We start from the raw sequence: 22,353 nt of genomic DNA on the forward strand, positions 1-22,353 counted from the left end.
GTTTTAATGAAAAATCGCTGTCTATTTTGGACAGCGATTTTTTTATGTTATTGAATTTTATTTAAACTATCTGGTTTAACCTTGAAGCTACTATCTGCTTGAACCTTTATCGTACTATCTGTTTTAACTTTCAATGTACTATCTGGTTTTCCTTTCAAAGTACTATCCGGTTGATTGACCGGTTTAACCACTGGTTGAGTCCTCGAAGAATCTGGGACAGTTTTAAAGTTTCCTTTATTTTCTAATCCTTCCTCGACTTTTGGTTTCTCAGCTGGGCTTTTCTGTTCATTCCCAGTTTCTGGATTATCCCCTGAATCTGTAGTTGAACCGGGCTGTTTATCTTTCTGATCTGGAACTGCAGCGGTTTTTACTCGTTTTCTGTTCAACATATCCTCCACAGATTTAGGCCGGTCCTCGGGCTTCCATAAGAAGCCTGGCAAGACCTCAATATCTTGCGTAACCAACTTGAATGGATATATCTTCTGATCAACTTTACGGATGGAAAAATAATCGATTATTTTCTTACCCTCCATAAAAACCTTGATCCGACTACTTCGATCGTGAAACATTTCTGTAATCGTATGCGTCTTGTCATTGGTAGTAAATACAAGGTTCTCCGCATTCCCATCAACAAATATCCGGTCAATATTATTATTGGCAAAAAAGGCGGTTATCTTTCGACCCTTGAGCTGATTGAATTTCAAGGTATCCAAAACGGCGTTGACCATAAAGGCATTGTCCTTTAACAGGGCATTATCCATTTTATTGTTCTTAATCTGCATATAAATGGTGTCCGCATTGATTTGAGATCCATCTGACCAGATCATAGGTGAACCCATAAAACGGAACATGGAGTCGACCATGCCGTAATAAACAGAGTCTGCAACAGCCTGTAAATCCGATTTATAGACCCTAACATTATAATATGCTTTTACAATCCGGGTCCTGGCGGTATCGGAATAGATTTTCGTTGAATCCTTCATGACCGTATCCACAGCCTGGGCTGCCTTGAGGGCATTGTTAAACAAACTGTCGTGCTCCGCCTTCGTAGGCATGACGGCATTCTTTCGCAAGATACTGTCGGCTTTTGTGGAGGCTTGAATACTTGCTGGATCGACAGGTTTTGGTTTTACAGGTGTTTTGGGCGCTGGCTTTTTAACAGCGGGCTTCGAGTTGCTTACTGCATCTTTGCTGACAGCAGGTTTTGCAGCTTCTTTCACAGCAGATTGTGTAACACTGGAATCGCCCGTAGACACCAGGTCAACCTCATCCATATCTCCATAATCCACTTCCACGGTATCTTCCAACTGACCACCATTCCGATCCAATTTCAAATCCAGAGGTCTATAATCCCGAACAAAGATGACCTTTGAAAACAGGGTGTCAGCCGTCATATAGGCGGTATCAATTTTGGTGTTTTGCCGGACGATAGGTTTGGATAAGCTATCCGGTTCTGCCGGTTTAATAATCCCGTTTTTGCTGTCCGCTGATTTTTCCTTCTCCTTCGCTTCTAACTGCTCAAGCTCTTTTTCGCGCTCTTTTTCCTGTGCCTTTTCTAACTTTCTTAACTCTCGCTTGGAAAGATTTTCCTTGTTCACCGTATCAACCTGTACCGAGTCTTGACTATTATCAATGGAATCTGTTTTGACAACATATTTTATGAGTGGCTTATTGGTCATCAAAATAGATTGATCCGCCTCTATATATTTTCCGTATTCACCACTTGCATAAAACTTATCCAAGGTGTCCACAAACAATACATTCCGAAAGGCTTCACCTAGCCCTTTATTACGGTCATAAAATAAACTATCCCCTTTTAAAAAGCGGCTGCCCTCAGTATATAAGTTGTTTTTATTGAATTTTGCAACTCCGAATTCGGTGTTGTATGTTCCCTTTTCTGTGTATAATTTTTCCCCTTGACGCCCATTAATCGTAGTCGGACCAAAGAAAAATGCATCCCTATACATGGTATTATACTGCATGGAGTCCGTGTAGATAATGGTACTGGCATTTCGAACGACCACCTTATTATTGAAATAGGCATCCTTAGTGTTCTCAAAATAATATGCCCGTTGGGAGGTAATTGTATCTCCTTGCCCTATAATTCGGCCACCACCAGTATATGTTCCCTGTTGACTTCTTAAGTTATAGGTCAGGTAGTTGGTGGTCAAGGTACTTTGTGCATCGACCATTTTCACATTTTTCGTCAATACAGCATGTTGCGATGATGCATCGTAATGTAAATGTGTTCCTTGAATTACTGTTCCTGAGGGTTGGGTAATAACAATATTGCCATGAGCCTCAAAAAACTCATTCCCAATATCATCCTTATATAAATCACCGCTATCTGCTGCTAGGGTAGAACCCTTATGTTCATACACAGCATTATAACTTCGAAGAATTTTCTGATTGATAAATCTACTGCTTGACGAAGATACCAGGCGCATTGGGGCATTGTCCGTTGCGGTATTAACGGGGGTAAACTCATCTTGTCCATATGTAGACAAGCATATCATGCTTATTAATAGTACTAATAGGTATCTCACAAGCGCAAAAATATAGAATTAATTAGCAAAAAATTGTTAAACAATAAATTTTAATGCCCCTAACTCAAGATTATTTATTATCTGTAATTTTGGACTATGTCCGTTTCAGAAAGATTAATTCAGTTTATCGAAGATAAGAAGCTCTTGGCCAAAGATGCAAGAGTGATATTAGCCGTCAGTGGTGGGAAAGACTCCATGCTTATGGCTACCTTATTTCGTGATCTAGAAATTGATTGTATTATCGCGCATTGTAATTTTCATTTGCGCGCTGAAGAATCTGATAAGGATGAAGCATTGGTTCGTGAATATGGACAGACATTAGGATTCCCGGTTTTTGTAAATCATTTTGATACGGAAGCTTATGCCTTGGAAAATAAGGTTTCCATTCAAATGGCAGCCCGGGAACTGAGGTATGCCTGGTTTGAAGAATTAAGACAGGAAAATAATTGCCAATGCATTGCGGTAGCCCAACATGCTAATGATCATCTGGAAACCATGCTGTTAAATTTAACGCGATCGACTGGTATTCAGGGATTACTGGGGATTCAACCCAAAAGAGGGTCTATTATCAGACCTATATTATTTTTGACCGCCGATGAAGTTACCGCAGAGGTTAATAGTCGACAGATTCCCTACCGTGATGATCAATCTAATTTCTCGACAAAATATGCTCGTAATAAAATCAGATTGGAGATAGTCCCAAAGTTCAAGGAAATCCAGCCTGAATTTGAATCTATTCTTACTCAGAACATGAAGCATTTTGAAGAAAGCCAACAGCTGATTCATAAAATGATGGACAAACTTCGAAAGGTACTGTTTCGGACGGAAGGTAAGTTTGTGAAAGTGAACCTGAAAGACCTGAAAGAACATGTCGCTGATTCTTATTTAATGTTTGAACTTTTTAGACCTTTTCATTTTCAAAGGAATGTGCTTGAAGATTTAGGTTCGGTTTTCGATAAAGGGATGGGGCAGCTATTTGAATCTGATACTCATGAAATGTTATTGGATCGGGAGGACCTTATTATTCGGGAAAAAAGGAATTCTAATTTTAATGAAATTGTGATTCCTGATTTAACTGAAATCCCAAATATTCAAGGGAAATCCCTGTATTTTATCGAAGATCAAAAGTTTAGCACGAACAAGGATGAAAATGTCGTTCAGTTAGACCAGGATTTGCTTCAATTCCCTTTACTATTGCGAACATGGAAACAAGGTGATGCCTTTAAACCTTTGGGCATGAGTGGGTCTAAAAAGCTAAGTGATTACTTTATCCAGCAAAAATTAAATCGATTTGAAAAAGATGAGCTGCCTATTTTGGTTAATTCCGACGGACAGGTTATTTGGTTGCTCGGAATGCGTTTAGATAATCGCTTTAAAGTGACAGAAAATACAAAGAAAGTACTTACTTTAGTATACAAATAGCAATTATGGAAGAAGAACAAATCTTATTTCAGGAAAAACAATATCTAGGAAGAGACTGGACTTGGATTAGTGTCAGATTAATCCTGGCATTGTTTTGTTTTGTTGCATATTATATCAATTGGGAGCATGTGGTATCCCAGCAATTATTTTTTATTGTGGGAGTAGGGATTCTGATCGTATCCATTATCATGTTGTATATGGTCAGCTATAGGACAACAGTCACCAAGACCCATGTAATTTTAAGTGGTTTGTGGACCACGAGTTTGGTAAAAATTGATCTTAACTCTATTCGGAAAATAGAAAAAGGAAAGTATTCAAACTTTTTCTTTAATAATCCTGTTTATAATTTACATAAGAATGGAAAAATTAGATTCTATTCTGGCGGTAAGGAAGCTTTATGGCTTACCGATAATGATGGGTTAGTGTATGTGATTGGTTCTCAGCATCCGACGCAACTGCTTCAAGCCGTAATAAAGGCAAAAGCAGAAAAGTAAAAAAATGTTAACTGAGATTTTCTTGACAATCCTATCATCTTTGATGTCTTTTATTTATTAAATTTGATTTAAAGCATTTAAAAATGACATTTATATATTTCTTAATATCAGCAGTTGTATTTTACTACCTATTTAAAATTGGGATTCGTCTTTTGATGCCCTTTTTTATGAAGAAGGTAGCCGAAAAGATTATGAATGGTGCCCAAGGGCAATATGCCAATGGTGGGCCTAATCAACAAAACTATAATGATCCTTTTTCTCAGTTCAAACAACAGCAACAACAACGCCCTGACGGAAAAGTACGTGTGGAATACATGCCGCCCAAAGAGCACAAAGCTAAAAAAGGAACCGAGACTGCAGGTGAGTTTATTGACTTTGAAGAAGTAAAATAAAGATTAGCCCAAGGAAAAAGCATATCTTTGCATTGCTATGTGGCTGAAACATCTATCCGTCTTAAATTTTAAGAACTACACAGATTCTTCTTTAGATTTTTTACCTGAAACAAATGCCTTTACAGGGCAGAATGGTTCAGGTAAGACTAATTTATTGGATGCAATCCACTATTTATCCCTTTGTAAATCCTATTTCAATCCCATCGATTCCCAGCACATCAAAAAAGGGGAGGACTGGTTTATGGTTCAAGGACAATTTGATAAAGAAACCGTTATGGATGCGGTCTCATGTAGCATCAAGAGGAATCAAAAAAAACAATTCAAGAAAAATAAAAAAGAATACAACCGCCTTGCAGACCACATTGGCCAGTTTCCTTTGGTCATGATTTCTCCAAATGATTCCTTTATCATCATGGATGGTAGTGAAGAACGCCGGAAATTCGTGGATAATGTAATCTCCCAAACCGATAATCAGTATCTCGATATCCTGATTTCATACAACCGGATTCTTTTAAACCGTAATACTGTACTAAAGAATATTCGTGAAACCGGAGTTTTCGACCTGGGATTACTGGAAGTATTAAATTTTCAGCTCGTCGAAGCTGGAGAGCGAATCTTCGAACGCCGTCAAAAATTTATGGAGGAATTCCTCCCCGAATTTCGTAGATACTATCAGTTCTTATCTGAGGATGTAGAACAGGTGGATCTTGTATATGAATCCCAACTTCAAAATCAAGATTTTCTGGACCTATTGACCAAACAGTTGGACAAAGATCGGGCTCTGGAAAGAACAACCGTAGGGATCCATAAGGATGACTTGCAATTCAGTATTCACGATGGTATGCCTCTGAAGAAGTTTGGTTCTCAAGGTCAACAAAAATCCTTCTTAATCGCATTGAAGTTAGCTCAATATGCTTTTCTGAAAAATAGAAAACAATTCAAACCGCTACTCTTGCTCGATGATATCTTCGATAAATTGGACGAACAAAGAACCCGGAAACTGATGCAACTGGTTTCGGAAGATGAATTCGGACAGATCTTCCTGACCGACACCGACTCCAATAGAATAAGGAAAATATTTCAAGAAATAGGAAAGCCAATTCGTATCTTTGACATTCAAGGAGGTCAGATCAATGGCGAAGTATAATGATGATGCATTTAGGAGAAGTGATGATGTCACCATCAAACAAGCAGTAGAAAAATTATTAGATGTTTATAGACTGAGAAGGAAATATGATGAAACATCCATTCTCTCTGCTTGGCCTGAACTCATTGGAAGTGCAATCGCAAACCGAACCCAACAAATCTATATCAAAGATAAAAAGCTTTTCGTCCGCGTTGAATCTGCAGTCATCAAAAATGAACTTGCCATGATGCGTAGACAGATTATTGGCCGTGTCAATGAGTATGTAGGGAAGGTTGTAATCGAAGAGTTTATTATTCTTTAGTTCTTTTTTTCTTAAACTAATCTATGAAATATTACCTGTCAGCATTGACAGGCTTTATTATTTGGGGAACATTTGCCCTGGTACTAAGGCCTCTCAGTGATTATGGAGCCCTCGACATATTAATTCACCGCGTACTTTTTGCCTCAGTCTGTATCTTATTGGCTTGTTTTATTTTTCGAAGAAAGCAAACCCTCGCCAGTATAAAATATCTCAAGTCCACAAATTCCTCGGAAAGAAAAAAACTCCTCATCAATGTATTGGCAAGTGCCGTGCTATTGGGAATGAACTGGTTTATTTTCATCTATGTCATGAATGCAATCAGTGTGAATGCTACGGCATTGGCCTATCTGATCTGTCCAATCCTGACCACCGTTCTAGCTAGTATCTTCCTCAAGGAACGTCTCGGCAATTGGCAATGGTTTGCTGTTGGATTAAGTGTTGTGAGTTGCCTGCTATTGGCCTACGGTCATTTTCTGGATTTGATCTATAGCTTTTTTATCGCCCTATCCTATGCGGCTTACTTAGTTCTGCAGAAGAATAAATTTCAAATCGATAAATTCTTTACGCTTACCATCCATATCCTGGTGAGTACCATCTTATTGTTACCCATTCTTAGCATTATTGACCCTTCTGTGCCGAAAACTACTGAATTCTATAGCTATATCTTGATAATTGCCATAGGGTACACCATTATTCCACTGTTCTTGAATATCTATGCCCTGAAAGGGCTGGATTCATCGGTTGTTGGAATCCTACTATACCTCAACCCGATCATTAGTTTCTGCCTTGCCATTTTTTATTACAAAGAGGCTATCAATAGCACCCAAATCATTGCCTTTGGATTGATATTGATTGCTGTAATCATTTTTAATATTGCTTATATTTATGAGAGAAGGCGTCAAACGCAGTTAAAAATGGAAGGCTAATGAATTTTAAGCAGCAATTATTACAGATGTTCGAACTCTCTGATGAGCAGGTGGAATTGATTGTCTCCAGGTTTGTACCGGAAGAATTATCGAAGAACCAACTGTTTTTAGAGGCTGGAAAACCCTGTAATAAGCTTAGTTTTATTGAAGAAGGTATCTGTAGGGTATTTAAATGGACTGATACAAAGGAAGTAACGCAATGGATTGGAAACGACGGCTATTTTATTACTGACTTGGCTTCTTTCTTTTTCGATAACCCTTCCATTGGTTCCATTGAAGCCTTGACCCCCACAAAATTGTGGACTTTGAATAAAAAAGATTACCTCGATATCCAAGATTCCATCCCAAATTGGAATGTTATTGAAAAGCGATTTATTGCCAAATGCTTTATGCAAATCGAACATCGTGTGTTTGATTTTATTGCTCTATCGGCTGAAGAGCGATATAACAAATATTTTGAGCAGAATAAATCCTTCTTTAATCAAGTTCCCTTACAATATATCGCCTCTGTATTGGGAATGAGCCCAGAAACCCTAAGTAGAATCCGGAATAAAATTTCTTCTTGATAAATGTCAAGTGCTTCTAGCTGGTGCTGCCTTAACTTTGAGGTATGAAAGAACAAATAGAATCACAAATACTAATCAATGCCCAAATAGAAGCTGTATGGGCGGTATTATCTGACTTTAAAGCCTATCCTGAATGGAGCCCAACCATCGCTGAGTTTTTTGGTAATCCTGAAGTTGGAAAAAGAACTAAAGTATTGCTTGGACAACCCGGTGGCACTAGTATGAAAATGAATCATGTCTTTTTGAAAATAGAACCCAACAAAGAATTACGCTGGCGCGGCAGTCTTATGATCAATGGAATCTTTGATGGTGAACATTATTTCATCTTACAGAATGCAGGAAATAATCAAACCCTCCTTATTCAAGGAGAGAAGTTTTCAGGCATTCTGGTTCCTTTTCTAAAGAAAATGATTCATGGGAATACAAAGAAGGGGTTTGAACTTTTCAATGCAGCCATAAAGGAAAGGGTAGAAGCTAGACTATAAGTATTGCTCTAAATCACCTTTTCCTTCCCGTATTATTTCGAAATCGCCAGAAGTGACATCAACGACCGTGGAAGCAACGTTATCACCGTACCCGCCATCAATCACTAGATCTACCTTATCCTCGAATTTCTCATAGATTAATTCTGGATCTGTAGAATATTCAATGATTTCATCATCATCGTGAATGGATGTCGTCACAATAGGATTACCCAATTCCTTCACAATGTCACGAACGATATTGTTGTCCGGAATACGGATACCCACAGTTTTCTTTTTAGAACTCAATAGTTTTGGTACTTGCGAGCTCGCATTGAAAATAAAGGTGAATGGACCTGGTAAAGCTTTTTTCAATACCCGAAAGACGGTCGTGTCAAAAGGTTTTGTGTATTGAGAAATATCTGTCAGATCATAACAGATAAAAGATAGATTCGATTTGTCAGGCTTTAATCCGCGAATGGAACAAACGCGTTCAATGGCCTTCTGGTTCGTAATATCACAACCAATACCATATACCGTATCTGTTGGATAGATAATCACGCCTCCTTTTCTTAATACCTCCACTGCTTCTTCTATAGCCTTTGGATTCGGATTGTCATTGTAGATCTTTAGTAACATGGATTAGTTTATATAATTGTTGTCAATATTACATAATAAACAAAAACCGTCAAAATAATGTTTGTTTTGACGGTTTTTTATATTTTGAATTATTTCTAAAATTCTGCGTTGTTTGGGGTCCTTGGGAAAGGAATTACATCGCGGATATTGGTCATACCTGTCGTAAATAATACCAATCGCTCAAATCCTACTCCAAATCCTGAATGCGGCACTGAGCCAAAACGACGTGTATCTAAGAACCATTCCATCTCTTCAGTAGGAATGCCTACTTCACCCATTCTGGTGATTAGTTTTTCTAGGTTTTCCTCACGTTGTGATCCTCCAACCATTTCTCCAATTCCTGGGAATAAGATATCCATCGCACGAACAGTTTGTCTTCCATTCGCATCCACTGGATTCTGTTTCATGTAGAATGATTTGATCTCTCTTGGATAGTCTGTTAAGATTACTGGTTTTTTGAAATGCTTTTCAACCAAGAAACGCTCATGCTCGGATTGTAAATCAGCTCCCCAATTCTCAATCAGATATTTGAATTGTTTCTTTTGATTAGGCTTGCTTCTCAATAAAATTTCGATAGCCTCTGTATAAGTTACACGCTCGAAATCATTGTTGATGACGAAGTTTAACTTTTCGATCAGGTTTAATTCAGAACGTTCGTTTTGTGGTTTAGATTTCTCTTCTTCCAATAAACGATTGTTTAGGAATTCAATTTCTTCAGGACATTGCTCCAATGCGTAACGGATTACATATTTCAATAAATCCTCAGCCAAGTCCATGTTATCTTCTAATTCATAGAAAGCCATCTCTGGCTCAATCATCCAGAATTCTGCTAAGTGACGTGTTGTATTGGAGTTTTCAGCTCTAAAAGTAGGTCCGAAAGTATAGATGTTTCCAAATGCTAATGCCGCTAATTCACCTTCCAACTGACCAGAAACGGTAAGATTGGTTGATTTTCCAAAGAAGTCTTCTTTGAAATCAATCTCTCCATTTTCAGTTCTCGGGATATTGTTTAAGTCTAAAGTCGTTACACGGAACATCTCTCCAGCTCCTTCTGCATCCGAACCTGTAATGATAGGGGTATGCATGTAGACGAAGTCACGTTCCTGGAAAAATTTATTCACCGCAAAAGCCAATGCATTACGAACTTTGAAAATTGCATTGAAAGTACCCGTACGGAAACGTAGATGTGCAATCTCACGAAGAAATTCCAAACTATGTTTCTTAGGTTGCAATGGGTATTTCTCAGGGTCTGAATCGCCAATGATTGAAACATCAGTCGCCTTGATCTCAACTTTTTGCCCTTTACCCATGGATTCTACCAAATTTCCTTTTACACGTACAGCAGCACCCGTCGTGATTCTTTTCAAAATCGCATCCGAAGTATTCTCAAAATCAATGACCGCCTGAATATTATTGATAGTAGACCCGTCATTGATAGCTATAAATTGATTATTACGGAAGGTACGAACCCATCCTTTTACAATAACTTCTTTGCCGAAATCCTCTGATTTTAATAATTCTTTAATTCGTGTATGTTCCATTTTGTAGAAAAAATATAAATATGGTCGCCATTTAGGCTTACAAAAATAGCCAAATAATTGATTTATGGGCTATTTTACCCAGCCTTTTTCAATAACTTCTTTCGCATGGTAGGTCAAAATTGATGTCGCACCAGCTCTTTTGAAACTCATTAAGGTTTCTAAAATTACCTGCTCACTTAACCAACCATTGGCAATCGCTGCTTTTAACATCGCGTATTCTCCCGATACATTATATGCTGCAATTGGTAAATCGAAATTATCACTTAATAATTTAATAACATCTAAATACGGTAATCCTGGTTTTACCATTAGAAAATCCGCACCTTCTTGGGTATCTAACTGAGCCTCAATTAGTGCTTCTTTACTATTTGCGGGATTCATCTGATAAGATTTCTTATCTCCTTTTTTCGGTGCTGACCCTAAGGCATCACGGAATGGACCATAATACGCAGATGCATATTTCGCAGTATAGGACATTAAGGATACATTGCTGAAACCATTCTCGTCCAATATAGTACGCAAATAGCCAATTCTACCATCCATCATATCGGAAGGTGCAATAATATCGGCGCCATTCTGTGCATGTGCCAAAGCCATTTTTCCTAATACCTCCAAGGTCTCATCGTTTAGAATTTCACCATTCTCAACAATTCCATCGTGACCATCTGAACTGTACGGATCCATTGCCACATCTGTAACAACACAAGCCTCTGGGAAGTTCTTCTTCACCGCTTCAATAGCTCTCAAGTATAAAGTTCCTTCACGGTAACTTTCAGTTGCATATTTGTCCTTCAAGGACTCTTCAACAGCAGGGAATAAGTCGAATGCCTTTAATCCTAAATTCATACAGCTCTCTACCTCGCGTAATAAATTATCAATCGAATAACGGTAGATACCTGGCATGGAGGATACTTCAACTTTTTGGTTGTCTCCATCTACAATAAACAAAGGGAAAATCAAATTCGATGCAAATACATGGTTCTCTTGAACCATATCGCGGATTACTGCTGATTTTCTGTTTCTTCTAGGACGGTGTAACATGTTTTTAATTTTTATGTAAGAGTAAAGGGGGAATTATCCCCCTTTACAATATGTTTATTAATAATCTAATCCAAATACAGCTTCTGCCAAACCTATTTCATCTGGGGTATAGGGAAGTGTATATTTTAATCCAAGGGCATCAATGGCTTTGGCCGTAGAATGACCAATACAAATAATCTTTTGATCTGGTTCTGCTAAATTCTCACGAAAATAAGCCTCTACATTACTTGGGCTCGTGAAAATTAATACCTCGGCATTGCTCTTGTCAACTTCTTCCTCGATGACCGTCTCATAGATTGGCATATCAATTACCTTCGTATTCTCCGTCAATGCTTTTTGAATGGTTTGTAATGAACCCTCAGCACGTGGAATCAAGACCGTTTGACCATCAACCATTTTCGCAAATTCTTGCGCAATTCCTTCAGTATCAATACCTAAATCGTCTCCAGAAAAGTCTGCAACACGATTGAACTTACGTAAGGTGTCTTCCGAACCTCTTCCAAGAACTCCAATTTTGGTTTTCTTTAAAATCCAAGGCTCTAATTTAAAGAAATGCTCAATGGCATTCTTTGAATTGAAGAAAATCCAGTCCGCTCTTTTAAGAATAAAAGAATCCAATTTATTGATGGTTGGGAAAATGCGAATTAATGAACGTGCATCCACCTGGATATCATGTTTCTTTAAGAAACGTGCTAAATAAGAGTTTTCAGCAAGATCACGCGTGATAAAAACCGAAGATGGAAGCTTTCTGTCTTTCTTATATTTTGAAAAGATTTTGTCTGCCATACCTTCCACGGTATTTGACTCTAGGAATAGACGATCAGGAAAGTCCTCATTCGTGTCAGCAATCGAAGTCCAAGATTGAAATACGCCATCTTTCTTGCGGCAATAGCTTCCTAGTGGAGCATGACAACCGGCATCAAATAAGTTCAATACTTTACGTTCCACTGAAATAGCTTCTGCTACTTCTTTATCGTGGATTTGCTGTAATACATCAAATAACTCTTTATCCGATTCACGGATTTGAATCGCCAATACACCTTGTGCAGGTGCTGGAACTACCTCTACAGGAGCAATTTCCTCAAGATGAAAGTCCGAAAGGTCCATGTTGATCCTTGAAATACCAGCTTTTGCCAATACAATAGCATCGTATTTATCATCGCGTAATTTCTGTACGCGAGTCTGTAGATTCCCACGAAGGTCATCAAATTCCAGATCTGGACGAAGGGATAGCAATTGGGCTTTTCTTCTGTTAGAAGAGGTACCAACTGTGGCATTATGTTTTAAGGAAAGACGTTTTGTAATATCGACGCAGTCCTTATGAATAATTAATAGTTCGGAGGGATCTTCACGCTCAGATACTGCAGCAATGATTAATCCCGGCGGATTTACAGTAGGTAAATCCTTGTGTGAATGAACCGCTAAATCAATTTGACCTGATAATAATTCTTCTTCCAATTCCTTGGTGAAAAAGCCTTTACCTTCCAACTTGTCCAAACGTAGGTGTTGAACAATATCCCCTTGGGTCTTGATGATTTTTAATTCAGCTTCTATTGATATTTCGGCTAATCGATCCTTAACAAAGTTGGCTTGCCATAATGCTAATTCACTTCCTCGGGTACCGATAATTAGTTTTCTGTTCACGTTCAAAGATTTACAAATGAATATTCCGGAGGCAAATTTAAGGAAATAGCCTCTTAATTCTGATGATTTAATGTCAGAATCAGAATATTTTTAAGAAAATTTAATATTAATTACTTTCTGATTCGGCAGATTTTACCAAGATCTCTTTCGCCATAACCATAGGAACTTTGATGTATTTCTTCTCCATATAGTTAATCACCTTGTTCAATACTTCGCGAGCTTGGGGATCTAATTGTTCAACCTCATTTGCAAACACTTCCGATAAAGCCATCGCTTTGATTTCTTTGATCTTCTCCGGAACCTCCTTCATGGCAACCTCGACACGACGTTGTTTCAATAATGGTAAAAATTCCTTAATGTTCTGCTCAATGATTTTTTCTGCATTTTCTAACTCAGCATAACGCTCTTGAATATTTTTCTCAGCAATTTGTTGCAAGCTGCTCACCTCAATATAGTGAATTGGGTGTTTGGCAATCACAGCGGCATCAATATCGTTTGGAATAGCTAAGTCTACAATCACCTTCTTGTCATCCTCGCCATTCAATAAAGATTCATATAAATCCTCATGAATAATCGCTTCCGGAGCACCAGTACAAGTGATCATCATATCAAAACCCTTCTTGTAATTTTTCAATTCACTCAACGGATAAACCTGCGCTTGTAATTCCTCAGCTAAGGCCTGCGCATTGGCAACCGTACGGTTGAAAATCGTAAAATTACTGTATTTATGCTTCTTAAGATACTTTGCTAAATTTTGGTTGGTCTCACCCGATCCTATCACTAGAATTCTTGGGTTATCCTTTAATTTTACTTCACGTAATTTACGGTATGCCAGGGAAACAACCGAAATTGGATTTCTAGAAATATTCGTGAAGGTATAGACTTCTTTGGCAGTTTTTACTAATCGGTCCATCATTAATCTTAAGAAATCTCCGGTAAATCCAGCCGCCTTACAACGATCGTAGGCACGACGAATCTGTGCCAGGATTTCTTTCTCCCCAACCACCAAACTCTCCATCGAGCAGGAAGTGCGGAATAAATGATTTAATGCATCAAGACCTGAATATCTGTTTACTTGTCCCAAATAGCATTGCATACGCTCCGCTGGAACACAAAAATTCATGCTGTCCAAAAATTGGACTACAAAATCATCGTTCAACTCATGCGAACCATAAAATACAAATTCCACCCGGTTACATGTACCGATGTAGAATATTTCAGGAATGTCTAAATTGTTTTTTAAGTTAATAAGGCGGCTATCCAATTCTTCATTGCATATCACCAAATTCCCCAAATCCTTTAGATCAACATGTTTATGGGTAAACGCTATAACTTTTAAATTCTTCAAAGCCTAATTATTTCTCCAATAATTTTGTACTGCAAATGTAGATTAAAAGCACGTTGATATTGTCAAAAATGTGTCAATACAGTGAATTTAGAACGATTATAAATAGTGTTAAAATAATGTTAAAACGCTGTTATAAAGGCTTATACAAAGGGGATTGTCGAAAATTTGTGATGACAATCATTTCTTCATCACACAATAAATGACATTAATTACAGTTTCTGAATACCCAATTCCCCAAAACCGAACCTGATTTCCCTCTTTAAATGCTTTAAATCCTATTATTAGCTTTTCTATTTCCGCTCAAATGCTCATCTTTGATATATAATTCACGTCATGAGAAGTTTAAATAAACCACTTGCCTTAATAGGTTTTTTTGTAGTCTTTTTTTCTGCAATTTTCTGCCCTTTCCTCAAAGTTCCGTTGCAGGCTAATTGGAATCTTTATCAGGTTGATACCGCCTTATTTATGATCACTAATGGTTTGTTGGGACTGTCTGTTCTCTTATTCTTTATGCGAAAATTAAGTGCTTTTCGCATTTCGGCTTTGGTATTGATTGCTTGGATCGTTATTGCATTTATTCTGGTTTTCTTTCAAATCAATAATTATCTAGGATTTAAACTTATCGATGGACTGCTATCGAAAACCCTAAATATAAAATGGGGTTGGGCAGTGCTGTTATTTGGTGCATTATTGATATTATTTTCAGTAGGAAAAAGAGATAAGAAGATAGAGGGATAAAGCGTAAGTAAAAACTCCAGAGGAGTTTAATATTAGTAGAAGAATGTTTTTACGGAATAAGCCCTCGCCCCATGCAATCGCTTAAGCGATTGCATGGGGCGAGGGCTATTTATCTTTTAATTATCTGTGTTACTAATATTGAACCCCTCTGGGGTTCTGATTCGCTATCGTATTTTTGAAAAGGATTTTAGAAGGAGGGCGTATGCGATACGCTCCTACGTATTGGCTGAACAAAAATGGATTCTTCGCTGCGCTCAGAATGACAGAAAAATTGTGTTTGGGTTGAGGTAAAAAAAGATTCTTCGGCTTTGCCGAAGAATCTTTTTTTACCTCAACCTATTTAATATTGTGATTGTCATTCCGCATCGAAGATGCGGAATCTATTTTATGCGATATTTTAACAAACATGCCGCCCCTCTGGGGCTGTATCTTGGTAAATGATTCTTGCTACAAACATGCCGCCCCTCTGGGGCTGTATCTTGGTAAATGATTCTTGCTACAAACATGCCGCCCCGATGGGGCTGTACCATGGTAAATGATTCTTGCTACAAATATGCCGCCCCGATGGGGCTGTATCTTGGTAAATGATTCTTGCTACAAATATGTCACCCCGCTGGGGCTGTCCTTGGTAAATGATTCTTGCTACAAATATGCCGCCCCGATGGGGCTGTACCTTGGTAAATGATTCTTGCTACAAACATGCCGCCCCGCTGGGGCTGTCCTTGGTAAATGATTCTTGCTACAAATATGTCACCCCGATGGGGTTCTTTTCTCCGTTTATGTTTCTCTCGCTTCGTCTCCGCCTAGTAGCCGATGACTATCTCAAATCTCACATCTCATATCTCAAATCTACCTCGCACATCTCATATCTAAATTCTATTACCACTACCTCCCCGGTCTATGCGAAATAAAATGCTGTTTTAATTTATCTAAACCAATATTCTCTTCCACCTTATCCAATTCAAATAACCATGCTTTCTCTGGCAGCACCTCTGAATTTTCCTTGGAATTTATCAGGTCTAGCGGTTTTACTTTCAGGGTCTTTTCGATTGGCGGAAAAGCATTATGCTGTCTGCGTGAAGTTCTAAGGATCTGAAATTCCAAATTCGGCCATTTGTTGATTGCAGAAAAATTACCGGTATAAATTTGGTTGTACTCTCTAGCAGGAACAATATTGGCGAAAATTCCAGTTCTTTTATTTCCGACAGACTCAGAAACGGTAACCATTAATTCGAAGGACGTTTCATTGACGATGAAAAACTTTACCAATCCATCCTTCTGTTCGCCGGTTAAGGCTAGAAAAATGCCTTTCTCAATGAATTTTCCGGTTTGAACAACGGTTGTTGGTTCCTCATCCTCTTCCATCCGCATATTTCCATGGACCAAGGTGATTTTATCCTGCATCACAGGGATTTCAAAACCTGTATCGTCTGTGACACCAACTAATCCATTTTTTAAGAATGCCGTGATATGACCCTCGATAGGTTCATCCACGAATCTAACTAAATCTCCTATTTTATAATTCATCGTAAGCTTTCAATAATATTCACAAAATTATGGATATCCTTTAAATCATTATAAAGGTGTATTCCAATTCGTATTCCTGTTCCCCGAGGAAAACATTTGATTCCCATATTCATGAGGTTAGGATAAAGTTCCTGCGGAATCTGAACATTGATCAATGATGATCTAATGTTTCTTTCAGCAATATATGGTAAAATCAAATCCCTTTCCAACAAGAGCTTATAGGCCTCATCCGATAAAACTTTGATATGGTCCTGAATGTTTTGTAGACCTTGCTTTTTTAGAAAACGCAAGCTGCTTTGTAAAGTACCATGACTTAAAGTATCCTGATGGCCAGGCTCGAAGAAGGTATCCAATATTTTCTTATTTTTCCACATGGCCACCTGAGGTAATGGAACATCAGATTTCAGATCCTCAAGCATCAATTTCAATTGATCACTTAAGAGGATAAATCCATTTCCAAAGCCTGATAGCAACCATTTATAACCCGATCCAGCAAGTGCATCGATGCCTGATTCCTGAAAATCAAATGGCGCCACACCCAAGTATTGGGTACCATCAGCTATGATCAATAGGTTCGGGTGACTCTTTTTAAGGTTCTTGATAAAATCAAGATCTATCATTAAGCCTGAAATATATTGAACCAAACTAAGAACCAATACATCTGGTTTATGCTGCTCAATTCCATTTAATATGGTTTCCTCCAGCTTGGCAGATACTGGAATCGAGAAGAATTTTAATTTTCTGTTGACTAAAGGGTATTGCAGAGATGGATATTCATCTTCCAATACCAAATAGGTAAGCTGCTCAGGAAGTAAATCCAGTAAGGTTGCGAAGGCAAAAGAAAAATTAGGAGTCAGGTAGGTGTTTTCCGGTTTCGAATGAAAGAAATCGGCTACTGTTTCCTTGACAGAATAAATGAATTCAGGTTGCTCATCCCTTAGGTTCGATTTGATTTCAAAAAAGTCTTGTTCCCATTTTTGTCTCCAGGCCAAAGTTTCCTTTGGCAATAACCCATTGCCAGGGGTATTGAGATAAATCAGGTCATCGGGTAGATTAAAGTGTTCTTTGAAATTCATAGGGCAATATTTCTTGATTATGAAGAATCGTTAAATATTCGGACTGGCTGATGGTTTCTGCTCCCATGCTGCTGAGGTGATCCGAAGGAATCTGGCAATCAATTAAGGATAATCCAAAATTCTGAGCTAAGTAGATCAAGGCAATTTTGGAAGCATTGGAGACCATGGAAAACATGCTTTCTCCACAAAATACTTTGCCAACTTGCACTCCATAAAGTCCACCAACTAATTTTTGATCCTGCCAAACCTCGATACTATGCGCATATCCAGCCTCATGTAATCGGATATAGGCTTCCTGCATATCTGCAATAATCCATGTCCCGTCCTGATCTTTCCTTGGCATACTCGCACAATTTTCAATGACAGATTTGAAATCCTGATCAATTGTAATCTTGAATTTATTGGATTTCATGATCTGCTTCATGCTTTTAGAAAGTTTGATTTTATTGGGTACTAAAACGAATCTTTCCAAAGGGGCGAACCATAGAATAGGATTTTCCTCATTGTACCAAGGGAAAATACCATTTTCATAAGCCAATAGGAGGCGTTCAAGCTGTAAATCGGCTCCGATTGCTAATAAACCATCTTCATCCGCTAGGGATGGATGGGGGAAAACCAATTTGTTTTCATCCAATAAATAGGGCATGATATTCTGAACTTACCTATTCCGGTTGTCTAGGTTCTTTGCTGATTTCGTCAAAAATCTTATCCATATGTTCCACGTATTCATTGGTGTCATCTAAGAAGAATTCCAATTGAGGGACAATGCGGGCTTGATTTTTAATACGTGTTCCTAGTTTATACCGAATTTCATTAGATTTTGATTTAATGTTATCGATATCTGCTTTTGCAGTTTTGGTATTTAAAAAACTCAAATAAACTCTAGCGATTGCTAAATCCGGAGTGACACGTACCCTGGTAACGGTAATAAAAGCACCGGGAGCCCAAGAATTGCCCTCACGTTGAAACATTTCTGCAAGATCTTGTTGTATTACTCCAGCAAATCGTTGTTGTCTTTTACTTTCTGTTCCCATCTTCTAATCTGTATTGGGAAAGCTGTATTGCTTTTCCTTGATACAAATATACAGGTTTTCATTGAACTAATGGGATTATCAAGCATCTGCTGTTAATTGAAAAGAGTAGAAGGGCTTAATTGCATATTCACTCACTTTAAATTTCAAACAAGTTGGTCCTTTTACCGCATTTTTATCGGACTTTCTTCGGACCTTCTTCGGACCTTGGTCGGGAAAATTCGAACAAGGTCCGAAGAAAGTCCGAGCCAATACAAAACTTGGTATGAGATTGGATCTATGAAAAAATGAATGCGAATTGAAAATTTAGACATAAAAAAAAGACTTGTCGTGGGCATGGTGACAAGTCTTTAATCAAAATTAGTTTATAATTGGATAGAATAATTCTTTCAAAGTTTTAAGACTTTCCGGTCTATCATGTTTTAGTAATTTGTAGTTGGCTATTAAGCGTAAGTGTAAACTCACTTTTAATATCTTTCATTCCCCTTTACATCACAAACATAGAGCTTTAATTACGTTGTCACAAGATGTTTTTTAAAAAAAAGTAAGTGATTACTTAATTGTAAAACTCTTTGAAATTGCCTATTCCTTTATTAAAAGTTTATTACAATTTAATATTTGCTATCCCTTATCCTCTTGAATGTTAAGTAGGAAAATGTACATTAAAGGTGTGCTAAAACGGAAAAGCATTAACATTTTTTAACATTTAAAAAGTTAAGCTAGTTTAAAATTTATTTTTAAAAACTTGATGAAAAATTAATCATTTTCCATCATTTTAAGGGTGGAATTTGCTTTGAAAAAAATATTAAGTGTTTGCATGACGCTTTTTATTTTTTGGAAAGATTGGCTAATTCTTCTTGATAAGAAAAAAAATGAAGAGGAATGCTGTTCTTGCATATTGCGTAGATATTGGTACTTTTGTTCGACAAGATTTTGAAGATGAAAATTTGGCAAAAAAATATTGATGTAGATTCCTTTGTTGAGACTTTTACCGTCGGACAAGACCGAGAAATGGATATGAACCTGGCAGCAGCCGATGTGTTGGGTTCATTGGCGCATACCAAAATGTTGAATAGCATTGGATTAATGACCGATCAGGATTTGTTGGATGTACAAAAAGAACTCAAGAATATTTATAGAGAAATCTTGGCAGGGAATTTCAAGATTGAAGATTCTGTTGAAGATGTACACTCGCAAGTAGAAATGATGCTTACCGAGCGTATCGGCGAAGCAGGAAAGAAAATTCATTCCGGTCGATCTAGAAATGACCAAGTATTGGTGGATTTGAAATTATATTTCAGATCTGAGATCGAAAGCATCTTTAAGAATACCGAGGAATTATTTCAGGAGCTTATTTCCTTAAGCAATCAATATAAATCTGTATTAATGCCGGGTTATACCCATTTGCAGATCGCCATGCCTTCATCGTTTGGCTTGTGGTTTGGTGCATATGCAGAAAGCTTGGTGGATGATCTTCAGTTATTGAAAGCGGCATGGAATGTATGCAATAAAAATCCATTGGGTTCCGCAGCAGGCTATGGTTCATCTTTTCCCTTGAACAGAACAATGACGACAGAATTATTAGGTTTTGAAGATCTAAACTATAATGTAGTTTATGCCCAAATGGGAAGAGGGAAAACCGAACGTATCCTGGCACAAGCGATGAGTTCCATTGCTGCTACCTTAGCGAAATTTGCCATGGATGTCACCTTGTTTATCAATCAGAATTTTGGGTTTATTTCCTTTCCGGCGCATTTGACCACAGGGTCTTCCATTATGCCGCATAAGAAAAACCCGGATGTATTCGAATTGATTCGTTCCCGTTGCAATAAAATTCAAGCATTGCCAAATGAAATTGCCTTGATGACGACCAATCTTCCGGTAGGATATCATCGGGATTTACAATTACTAAAAGAGAACTTGTTTCCAGCTTTCCAATCCCTAAATGATTGCCTGGCCATTGCGAAGTATATGTTGGAGAATATTAGTATCAAGGATAATATCTTGGATGACCCTAAATACGATTACTTGTTCTCTGTAGAAGTGGTGAACAATGAGGTGTTGAATGGTGTTCCATTCCGTGAAGCCTATCGTAAAATCGGAATTGATATTGAAGAGGGAAAATTCCAACCAGCAAAAGAAGTCAACCATACCCATGAGGGAAGTATCGGCAACTTGTGCAATGATCAAATTGAAAGAATGTTTAAGACCGTAAAAGCTGAATTCGGGTTTGAAAAAGTAGATCAAGCTTTGGAGAGTCTTTTGAACTAGCCTTTATAGATATAAGTAAAAGAAAGCAGGCCATTGGGATTATCTCAATGGCCTGCTTTCTTTTTTATGCATATCCAGCATAAACTCAAGACCTGCCTAAAAGATTCGGTCTAAGCTGAATTGTTATTTTTTTCTATTTCTTGATATTAAATTTATATCTAATTTCACTTTCAAAAACTTCATTCGGATTTAGTCTAACGCTTGGGAATTTTTCTTGATTGGGACTATCAGGATAATGTTGTGCTTCAAAGCAAAGTCCGCCATAGCGTAAGTATTTTCTGCCGGATTTACCTTCATCTTCATGCAGGAAATTTCCAGTATATAAGTGGATGCTTGGTTCAGTACTGAATACTTGAAGTTCAATTCCAGATTCTTTAGAATATGCTGAAGCGATAGGTTCGCTGATGGGTTGTTTATTGGCGAAACTATGGTCATAACCATTAGCAATTTGAATCTGTTCTTCAGGGCTATTGATTTCAGTTGCTAGCACTTTAGGGGTTCTGAAGTCAAATGCTGTGCCTTCCACAGGATATAAATCGCCAGTAGGGATTTGATTTTCATTCAATGGGAGAAATTCATCCGTATTGATCCATACCACATGATTTAATACATCGCCATTTCCTTCTCCATTCAAGTTAAAATAGGCATGATTGGTAAAGTTGACCACTGTTGGAGCGTTTGTGGTAGCCCTGAATTTGATGATGATTTCATTTTCATTATTCAATTCATACGATACCGTTGTTTTCAATTCTCCAGGAAATCCTTCTTCGCCATCAGGAGAAACATAATAGAAGTCGACCTGCTTATTAAAGCTGACTTGTCTATCCCATACTCGGGTATGAAAACCAGTTGCACCACCATGCAAGCAGTTAGTCCCATTGTTTTGATCCAAGCTATATTCTTTACCATCCAGGGCGAATTTTCCATTGGCGATGCGGTTACAGAATCGACCGATTGATGCACCATGATAAACTTCTTTCGCTTCCAGATAACCTTGGATACTATTAAAGCCGAGAACTACATCAATTAAGTTTCCATTTTTATCAGGAACAAGCGCACTTACGAGCCTAGCACCGTAATCTGTTAATGCGATTTGCATTCCAGCACGATTTGTGAGCGTTATCAGATGGGTGTTTTTACCATGCAGTTTGCTTTCAAAGTCCTTAGGGTGAGGTAGTTTATAAGTCGTCATTCTGTTTTTGTTGCTTCTGCTAAAGATAATAATAAAGGGATTCGTTCCAA

The 22,353-nt window shown here is 37.9% G+C and carries 21 protein-coding genes; 10 read left to right on the top strand and 11 right to left on the bottom strand.

Annotated features, from left to right (window positions below):
* Window positions 1-47: 47 nt before the first annotated feature.
* Window positions 48-2,507, bottom strand: coding sequence for an OstA-like protein (locus PZ892_RS02320; protein ID WP_277712044.1), 2,460 nt, complete (start codon window positions 2,505-2,507; stop codon window positions 48-50).
* Window positions 2,508-2,642: 135 nt separating this feature from the next.
* On the opposite strand from PZ892_RS02320, the gene tilS reads away from it, so the two are divergent.
* The 8 genes from tilS to PZ892_RS02360 all read left to right on the top strand — a co-directional run bounded on the left by tilS (window position 2,643) and on the right by PZ892_RS02360 (window position 8,279).
* Entirely contained in the window at window positions 2,643-3,968 is a 1,326-nt protein-coding gene (gene tilS / locus PZ892_RS02325) for a tRNA lysidine(34) synthetase TilS (RefSeq protein WP_182498024.1), read from the top strand.
* 5 nt (window positions 3,969-3,973) lie between these two features.
* Window positions 3,974-4,462: a hypothetical protein gene (locus PZ892_RS02330; protein ID WP_182498025.1), complete on the top strand. Its 489-nt coding sequence runs from the start codon at window positions 3,974-3,976 to the stop codon at window positions 4,460-4,462.
* An 83-nt stretch (window positions 4,463-4,545) separates the two neighbouring features.
* Window positions 4,546-4,854, top strand: a complete 309-nt coding sequence (locus tag PZ892_RS02335) for a DUF4834 family protein (protein ID WP_094255522.1) — start codon at window positions 4,546-4,548, stop codon at window positions 4,852-4,854.
* Window positions 4,855-4,891: 37 nt separating this feature from the next.
* Window positions 4,892-6,001, top strand: a complete 1,110-nt coding sequence (gene recF / locus PZ892_RS02340; RefSeq protein ID WP_094280253.1) for a DNA replication and repair protein RecF — start codon at window positions 4,892-4,894, stop codon at window positions 5,999-6,001.
* Complete coding sequence (locus PZ892_RS02345; protein ID WP_094255520.1) at window positions 5,988-6,302, top strand: DUF721 domain-containing protein; 315 nt, start codon at window positions 5,988-5,990, stop codon at window positions 6,300-6,302. Before recF ends, PZ892_RS02345 begins: the two co-directional genes overlap by 14 nt.
* Before the next feature lie 23 nt (window positions 6,303-6,325).
* On the top strand, window positions 6,326-7,228 hold the full coding sequence (locus PZ892_RS02350; RefSeq protein ID WP_182498026.1) for an EamA family transporter: 903 nt from the start codon (window positions 6,326-6,328) through the stop codon (window positions 7,226-7,228).
* Entirely contained in the window at window positions 7,228-7,794 is a 567-nt protein-coding gene (locus tag PZ892_RS02355; protein ID WP_182498027.1) for a Crp/Fnr family transcriptional regulator, read from the top strand. The genes PZ892_RS02350 and PZ892_RS02355 overlap by 1 nt, the downstream gene beginning before the upstream one ends.
* A gap of 44 nt (window positions 7,795-7,838) precedes the next feature.
* On the top strand, window positions 7,839-8,279 hold the full coding sequence (locus PZ892_RS02360; RefSeq protein ID WP_182498028.1) for an SRPBCC domain-containing protein: 441 nt from the start codon (window positions 7,839-7,841) through the stop codon (window positions 8,277-8,279).
* On the opposite strand, the gene PZ892_RS02365 is transcribed toward PZ892_RS02360, so the two are convergent.
* The 5 genes from PZ892_RS02365 to hemA all read right to left on the bottom strand — a co-directional run bounded on the left by PZ892_RS02365 (window position 8,274) and on the right by hemA (window position 14,468).
* Window positions 8,274-8,894 (bottom strand): L-threonylcarbamoyladenylate synthase, encoded by a 621-nt coding sequence (locus tag PZ892_RS02365; protein ID WP_094255516.1) that lies wholly within the window; start codon window positions 8,892-8,894, stop codon window positions 8,274-8,276. The genes PZ892_RS02360 and PZ892_RS02365 overlap by 6 nt on opposite strands.
* A gap of 95 nt (window positions 8,895-8,989) precedes the next feature.
* A complete protein-coding gene (asnS, locus tag PZ892_RS02370) occupies window positions 8,990-10,435 on the bottom strand; it encodes an asparagine--tRNA ligase (RefSeq protein WP_094255515.1) in 1,446 nt (481 codons plus the stop codon).
* A gap of 69 nt (window positions 10,436-10,504) precedes the next feature.
* Complete coding sequence (gene hemB / locus PZ892_RS02375) at window positions 10,505-11,476, bottom strand: porphobilinogen synthase (protein ID WP_182498030.1); 972 nt, start codon at window positions 11,474-11,476, stop codon at window positions 10,505-10,507.
* Window positions 11,477-11,533: 57 nt separating this feature from the next.
* Window positions 11,534-13,120, bottom strand: coding sequence for a hydroxymethylbilane synthase (gene hemC / locus PZ892_RS02380; protein ID WP_182498031.1), 1,587 nt, complete (start codon window positions 13,118-13,120; stop codon window positions 11,534-11,536).
* Between the two features lie 106 nt (window positions 13,121-13,226).
* On the bottom strand, window positions 13,227-14,468 hold the full coding sequence (gene hemA, locus PZ892_RS02385) for a glutamyl-tRNA reductase (RefSeq protein ID WP_094255512.1): 1,242 nt from the start codon (window positions 14,466-14,468) through the stop codon (window positions 13,227-13,229).
* A 333-nt stretch (window positions 14,469-14,801) separates the two neighbouring features.
* Here hemA and PZ892_RS02390 point away from each other — a divergent pair, with 333 nt between their 5' ends.
* Entirely contained in the window at window positions 14,802-15,206 is a 405-nt protein-coding gene (locus PZ892_RS02390) for a hypothetical protein (RefSeq protein WP_094280247.1), read from the top strand.
* Between the two features lie 885 nt (window positions 15,207-16,091).
* Here the strand turns inward: PZ892_RS02390 and PZ892_RS02395 are convergent.
* From PZ892_RS02395 to rbfA, 4 genes are read right to left on the bottom strand one after another with little or no spacing between them, the layout of a single operon-like run.
* Window positions 16,092-16,733 carry a hypothetical protein gene (locus tag PZ892_RS02395; RefSeq protein ID WP_182498032.1) on the bottom strand — a complete coding sequence of 214 codons (642 nt, stop codon included), beginning with the start codon at window positions 16,731-16,733 and terminating at the stop codon, window positions 16,092-16,094.
* Window positions 16,730-17,809 (bottom strand): aminotransferase class V-fold PLP-dependent enzyme, encoded by a 1,080-nt coding sequence (locus tag PZ892_RS02400; protein ID WP_182498033.1) that lies wholly within the window; start codon window positions 17,807-17,809, stop codon window positions 16,730-16,732. The genes PZ892_RS02395 and PZ892_RS02400 overlap by 4 nt, the downstream gene beginning before the upstream one ends.
* A complete protein-coding gene (gene aat, locus PZ892_RS02405) occupies window positions 17,787-18,455 on the bottom strand; it encodes a leucyl/phenylalanyl-tRNA--protein transferase (protein ID WP_182498034.1) in 669 nt (222 codons plus the stop codon). The genes PZ892_RS02400 and aat overlap by 23 nt, the downstream gene beginning before the upstream one ends.
* 16 nt (window positions 18,456-18,471) lie before the next feature.
* A complete protein-coding gene (rbfA, locus tag PZ892_RS02410) occupies window positions 18,472-18,843 on the bottom strand; it encodes a 30S ribosome-binding factor RbfA (protein WP_094255507.1) in 372 nt (123 codons plus the stop codon).
* 936 nt (window positions 18,844-19,779) lie between these two features.
* Between rbfA and argH the strand changes: the two genes are divergently transcribed.
* Window positions 19,780-21,111 (top strand): argininosuccinate lyase, encoded by a 1,332-nt coding sequence (gene argH / locus PZ892_RS02415; RefSeq protein WP_182498035.1) that lies wholly within the window; start codon window positions 19,780-19,782, stop codon window positions 21,109-21,111.
* Between the two features lie 133 nt (window positions 21,112-21,244).
* Here argH and PZ892_RS02420 read toward each other — a convergent pair whose 3' ends face one another.
* The gene (locus tag PZ892_RS02420) at window positions 21,245-22,303 is read right to left on the bottom strand and encodes an aldose epimerase family protein (protein WP_182498036.1); all 1,059 of its coding nucleotides are present in this window, start codon (window positions 22,301-22,303) and stop codon (window positions 21,245-21,247) included.
* Between the last annotated feature and the right edge of the window lie 50 nt (window positions 22,304-22,353).

The sequence above is a fragment of the Sphingobacterium sp. WM genome (assembly GCF_029542465.1).
GTDB lineage: Bacteria > Bacteroidota > Bacteroidia > Sphingobacteriales > Sphingobacteriaceae > Sphingobacterium > Sphingobacterium cellulitidis.

Coding starts and splice junctions, on each gene's coding strand:
- recF (WP_094280253.1), top strand. CDS start 4,892: ATGTGGCTGAAACATCTATCCGTCTTAAATTTTAAGAACTACACAGAT.
- PZ892_RS02360 (WP_182498028.1), top strand. CDS start 7,839: ATGAAAGAACAAATAGAATCACAAATACTAATCAATGCCCAAATAGAA.
- rbfA (WP_094255507.1), bottom strand. CDS start 18,843: ATGGGAACAGAAAGTAAAAGACAACAACGATTTGCTGGAGTAATACAA.
- PZ892_RS02365 (WP_094255516.1), bottom strand. CDS start 8,894: ATGTTACTAAAGATCTACAATGACAATCCGAATCCAAAGGCTATAGAA.
- PZ892_RS02350 (WP_182498026.1), top strand. CDS start 6,326: ATGAAATATTACCTGTCAGCATTGACAGGCTTTATTATTTGGGGAACA.
- PZ892_RS02390 (WP_094280247.1), top strand. CDS start 14,802: ATGAGAAGTTTAAATAAACCACTTGCCTTAATAGGTTTTTTTGTAGTC.
- aat (WP_182498034.1), bottom strand. CDS start 18,455: ATGCCCTATTTATTGGATGAAAACAAATTGGTTTTCCCCCATCCATCC.
- PZ892_RS02330 (WP_182498025.1), top strand. CDS start 3,974: ATGGAAGAAGAACAAATCTTATTTCAGGAAAAACAATATCTAGGAAGA.
- PZ892_RS02395 (WP_182498032.1), bottom strand. CDS start 16,733: ATGAATTATAAAATAGGAGATTTAGTTAGATTCGTGGATGAACCTATC.
- PZ892_RS02420 (WP_182498036.1), bottom strand. CDS start 22,303: ATGACGACTTATAAACTACCTCACCCTAAGGACTTTGAAAGCAAACTG.
- tilS (WP_182498024.1), top strand. CDS start 2,643: ATGTCCGTTTCAGAAAGATTAATTCAGTTTATCGAAGATAAGAAGCTC.
- PZ892_RS02355 (WP_182498027.1), top strand. CDS start 7,228: ATGAATTTTAAGCAGCAATTATTACAGATGTTCGAACTCTCTGATGAG.
- PZ892_RS02335 (WP_094255522.1), top strand. CDS start 4,546: ATGACATTTATATATTTCTTAATATCAGCAGTTGTATTTTACTACCTA.
- asnS (WP_094255515.1), bottom strand. CDS start 10,435: ATGGAACATACACGAATTAAAGAATTATTAAAATCAGAGGATTTCGGC.
- hemB (WP_182498030.1), bottom strand. CDS start 11,476: ATGTTACACCGTCCTAGAAGAAACAGAAAATCAGCAGTAATCCGCGAT.
- PZ892_RS02345 (WP_094255520.1), top strand. CDS start 5,988: ATGGCGAAGTATAATGATGATGCATTTAGGAGAAGTGATGATGTCACC.
- argH (WP_182498035.1), top strand. CDS start 19,780: ATGAAAATTTGGCAAAAAAATATTGATGTAGATTCCTTTGTTGAGACT.
- PZ892_RS02400 (WP_182498033.1), bottom strand. CDS start 17,809: ATGAATTTCAAAGAACACTTTAATCTACCCGATGACCTGATTTATCTC.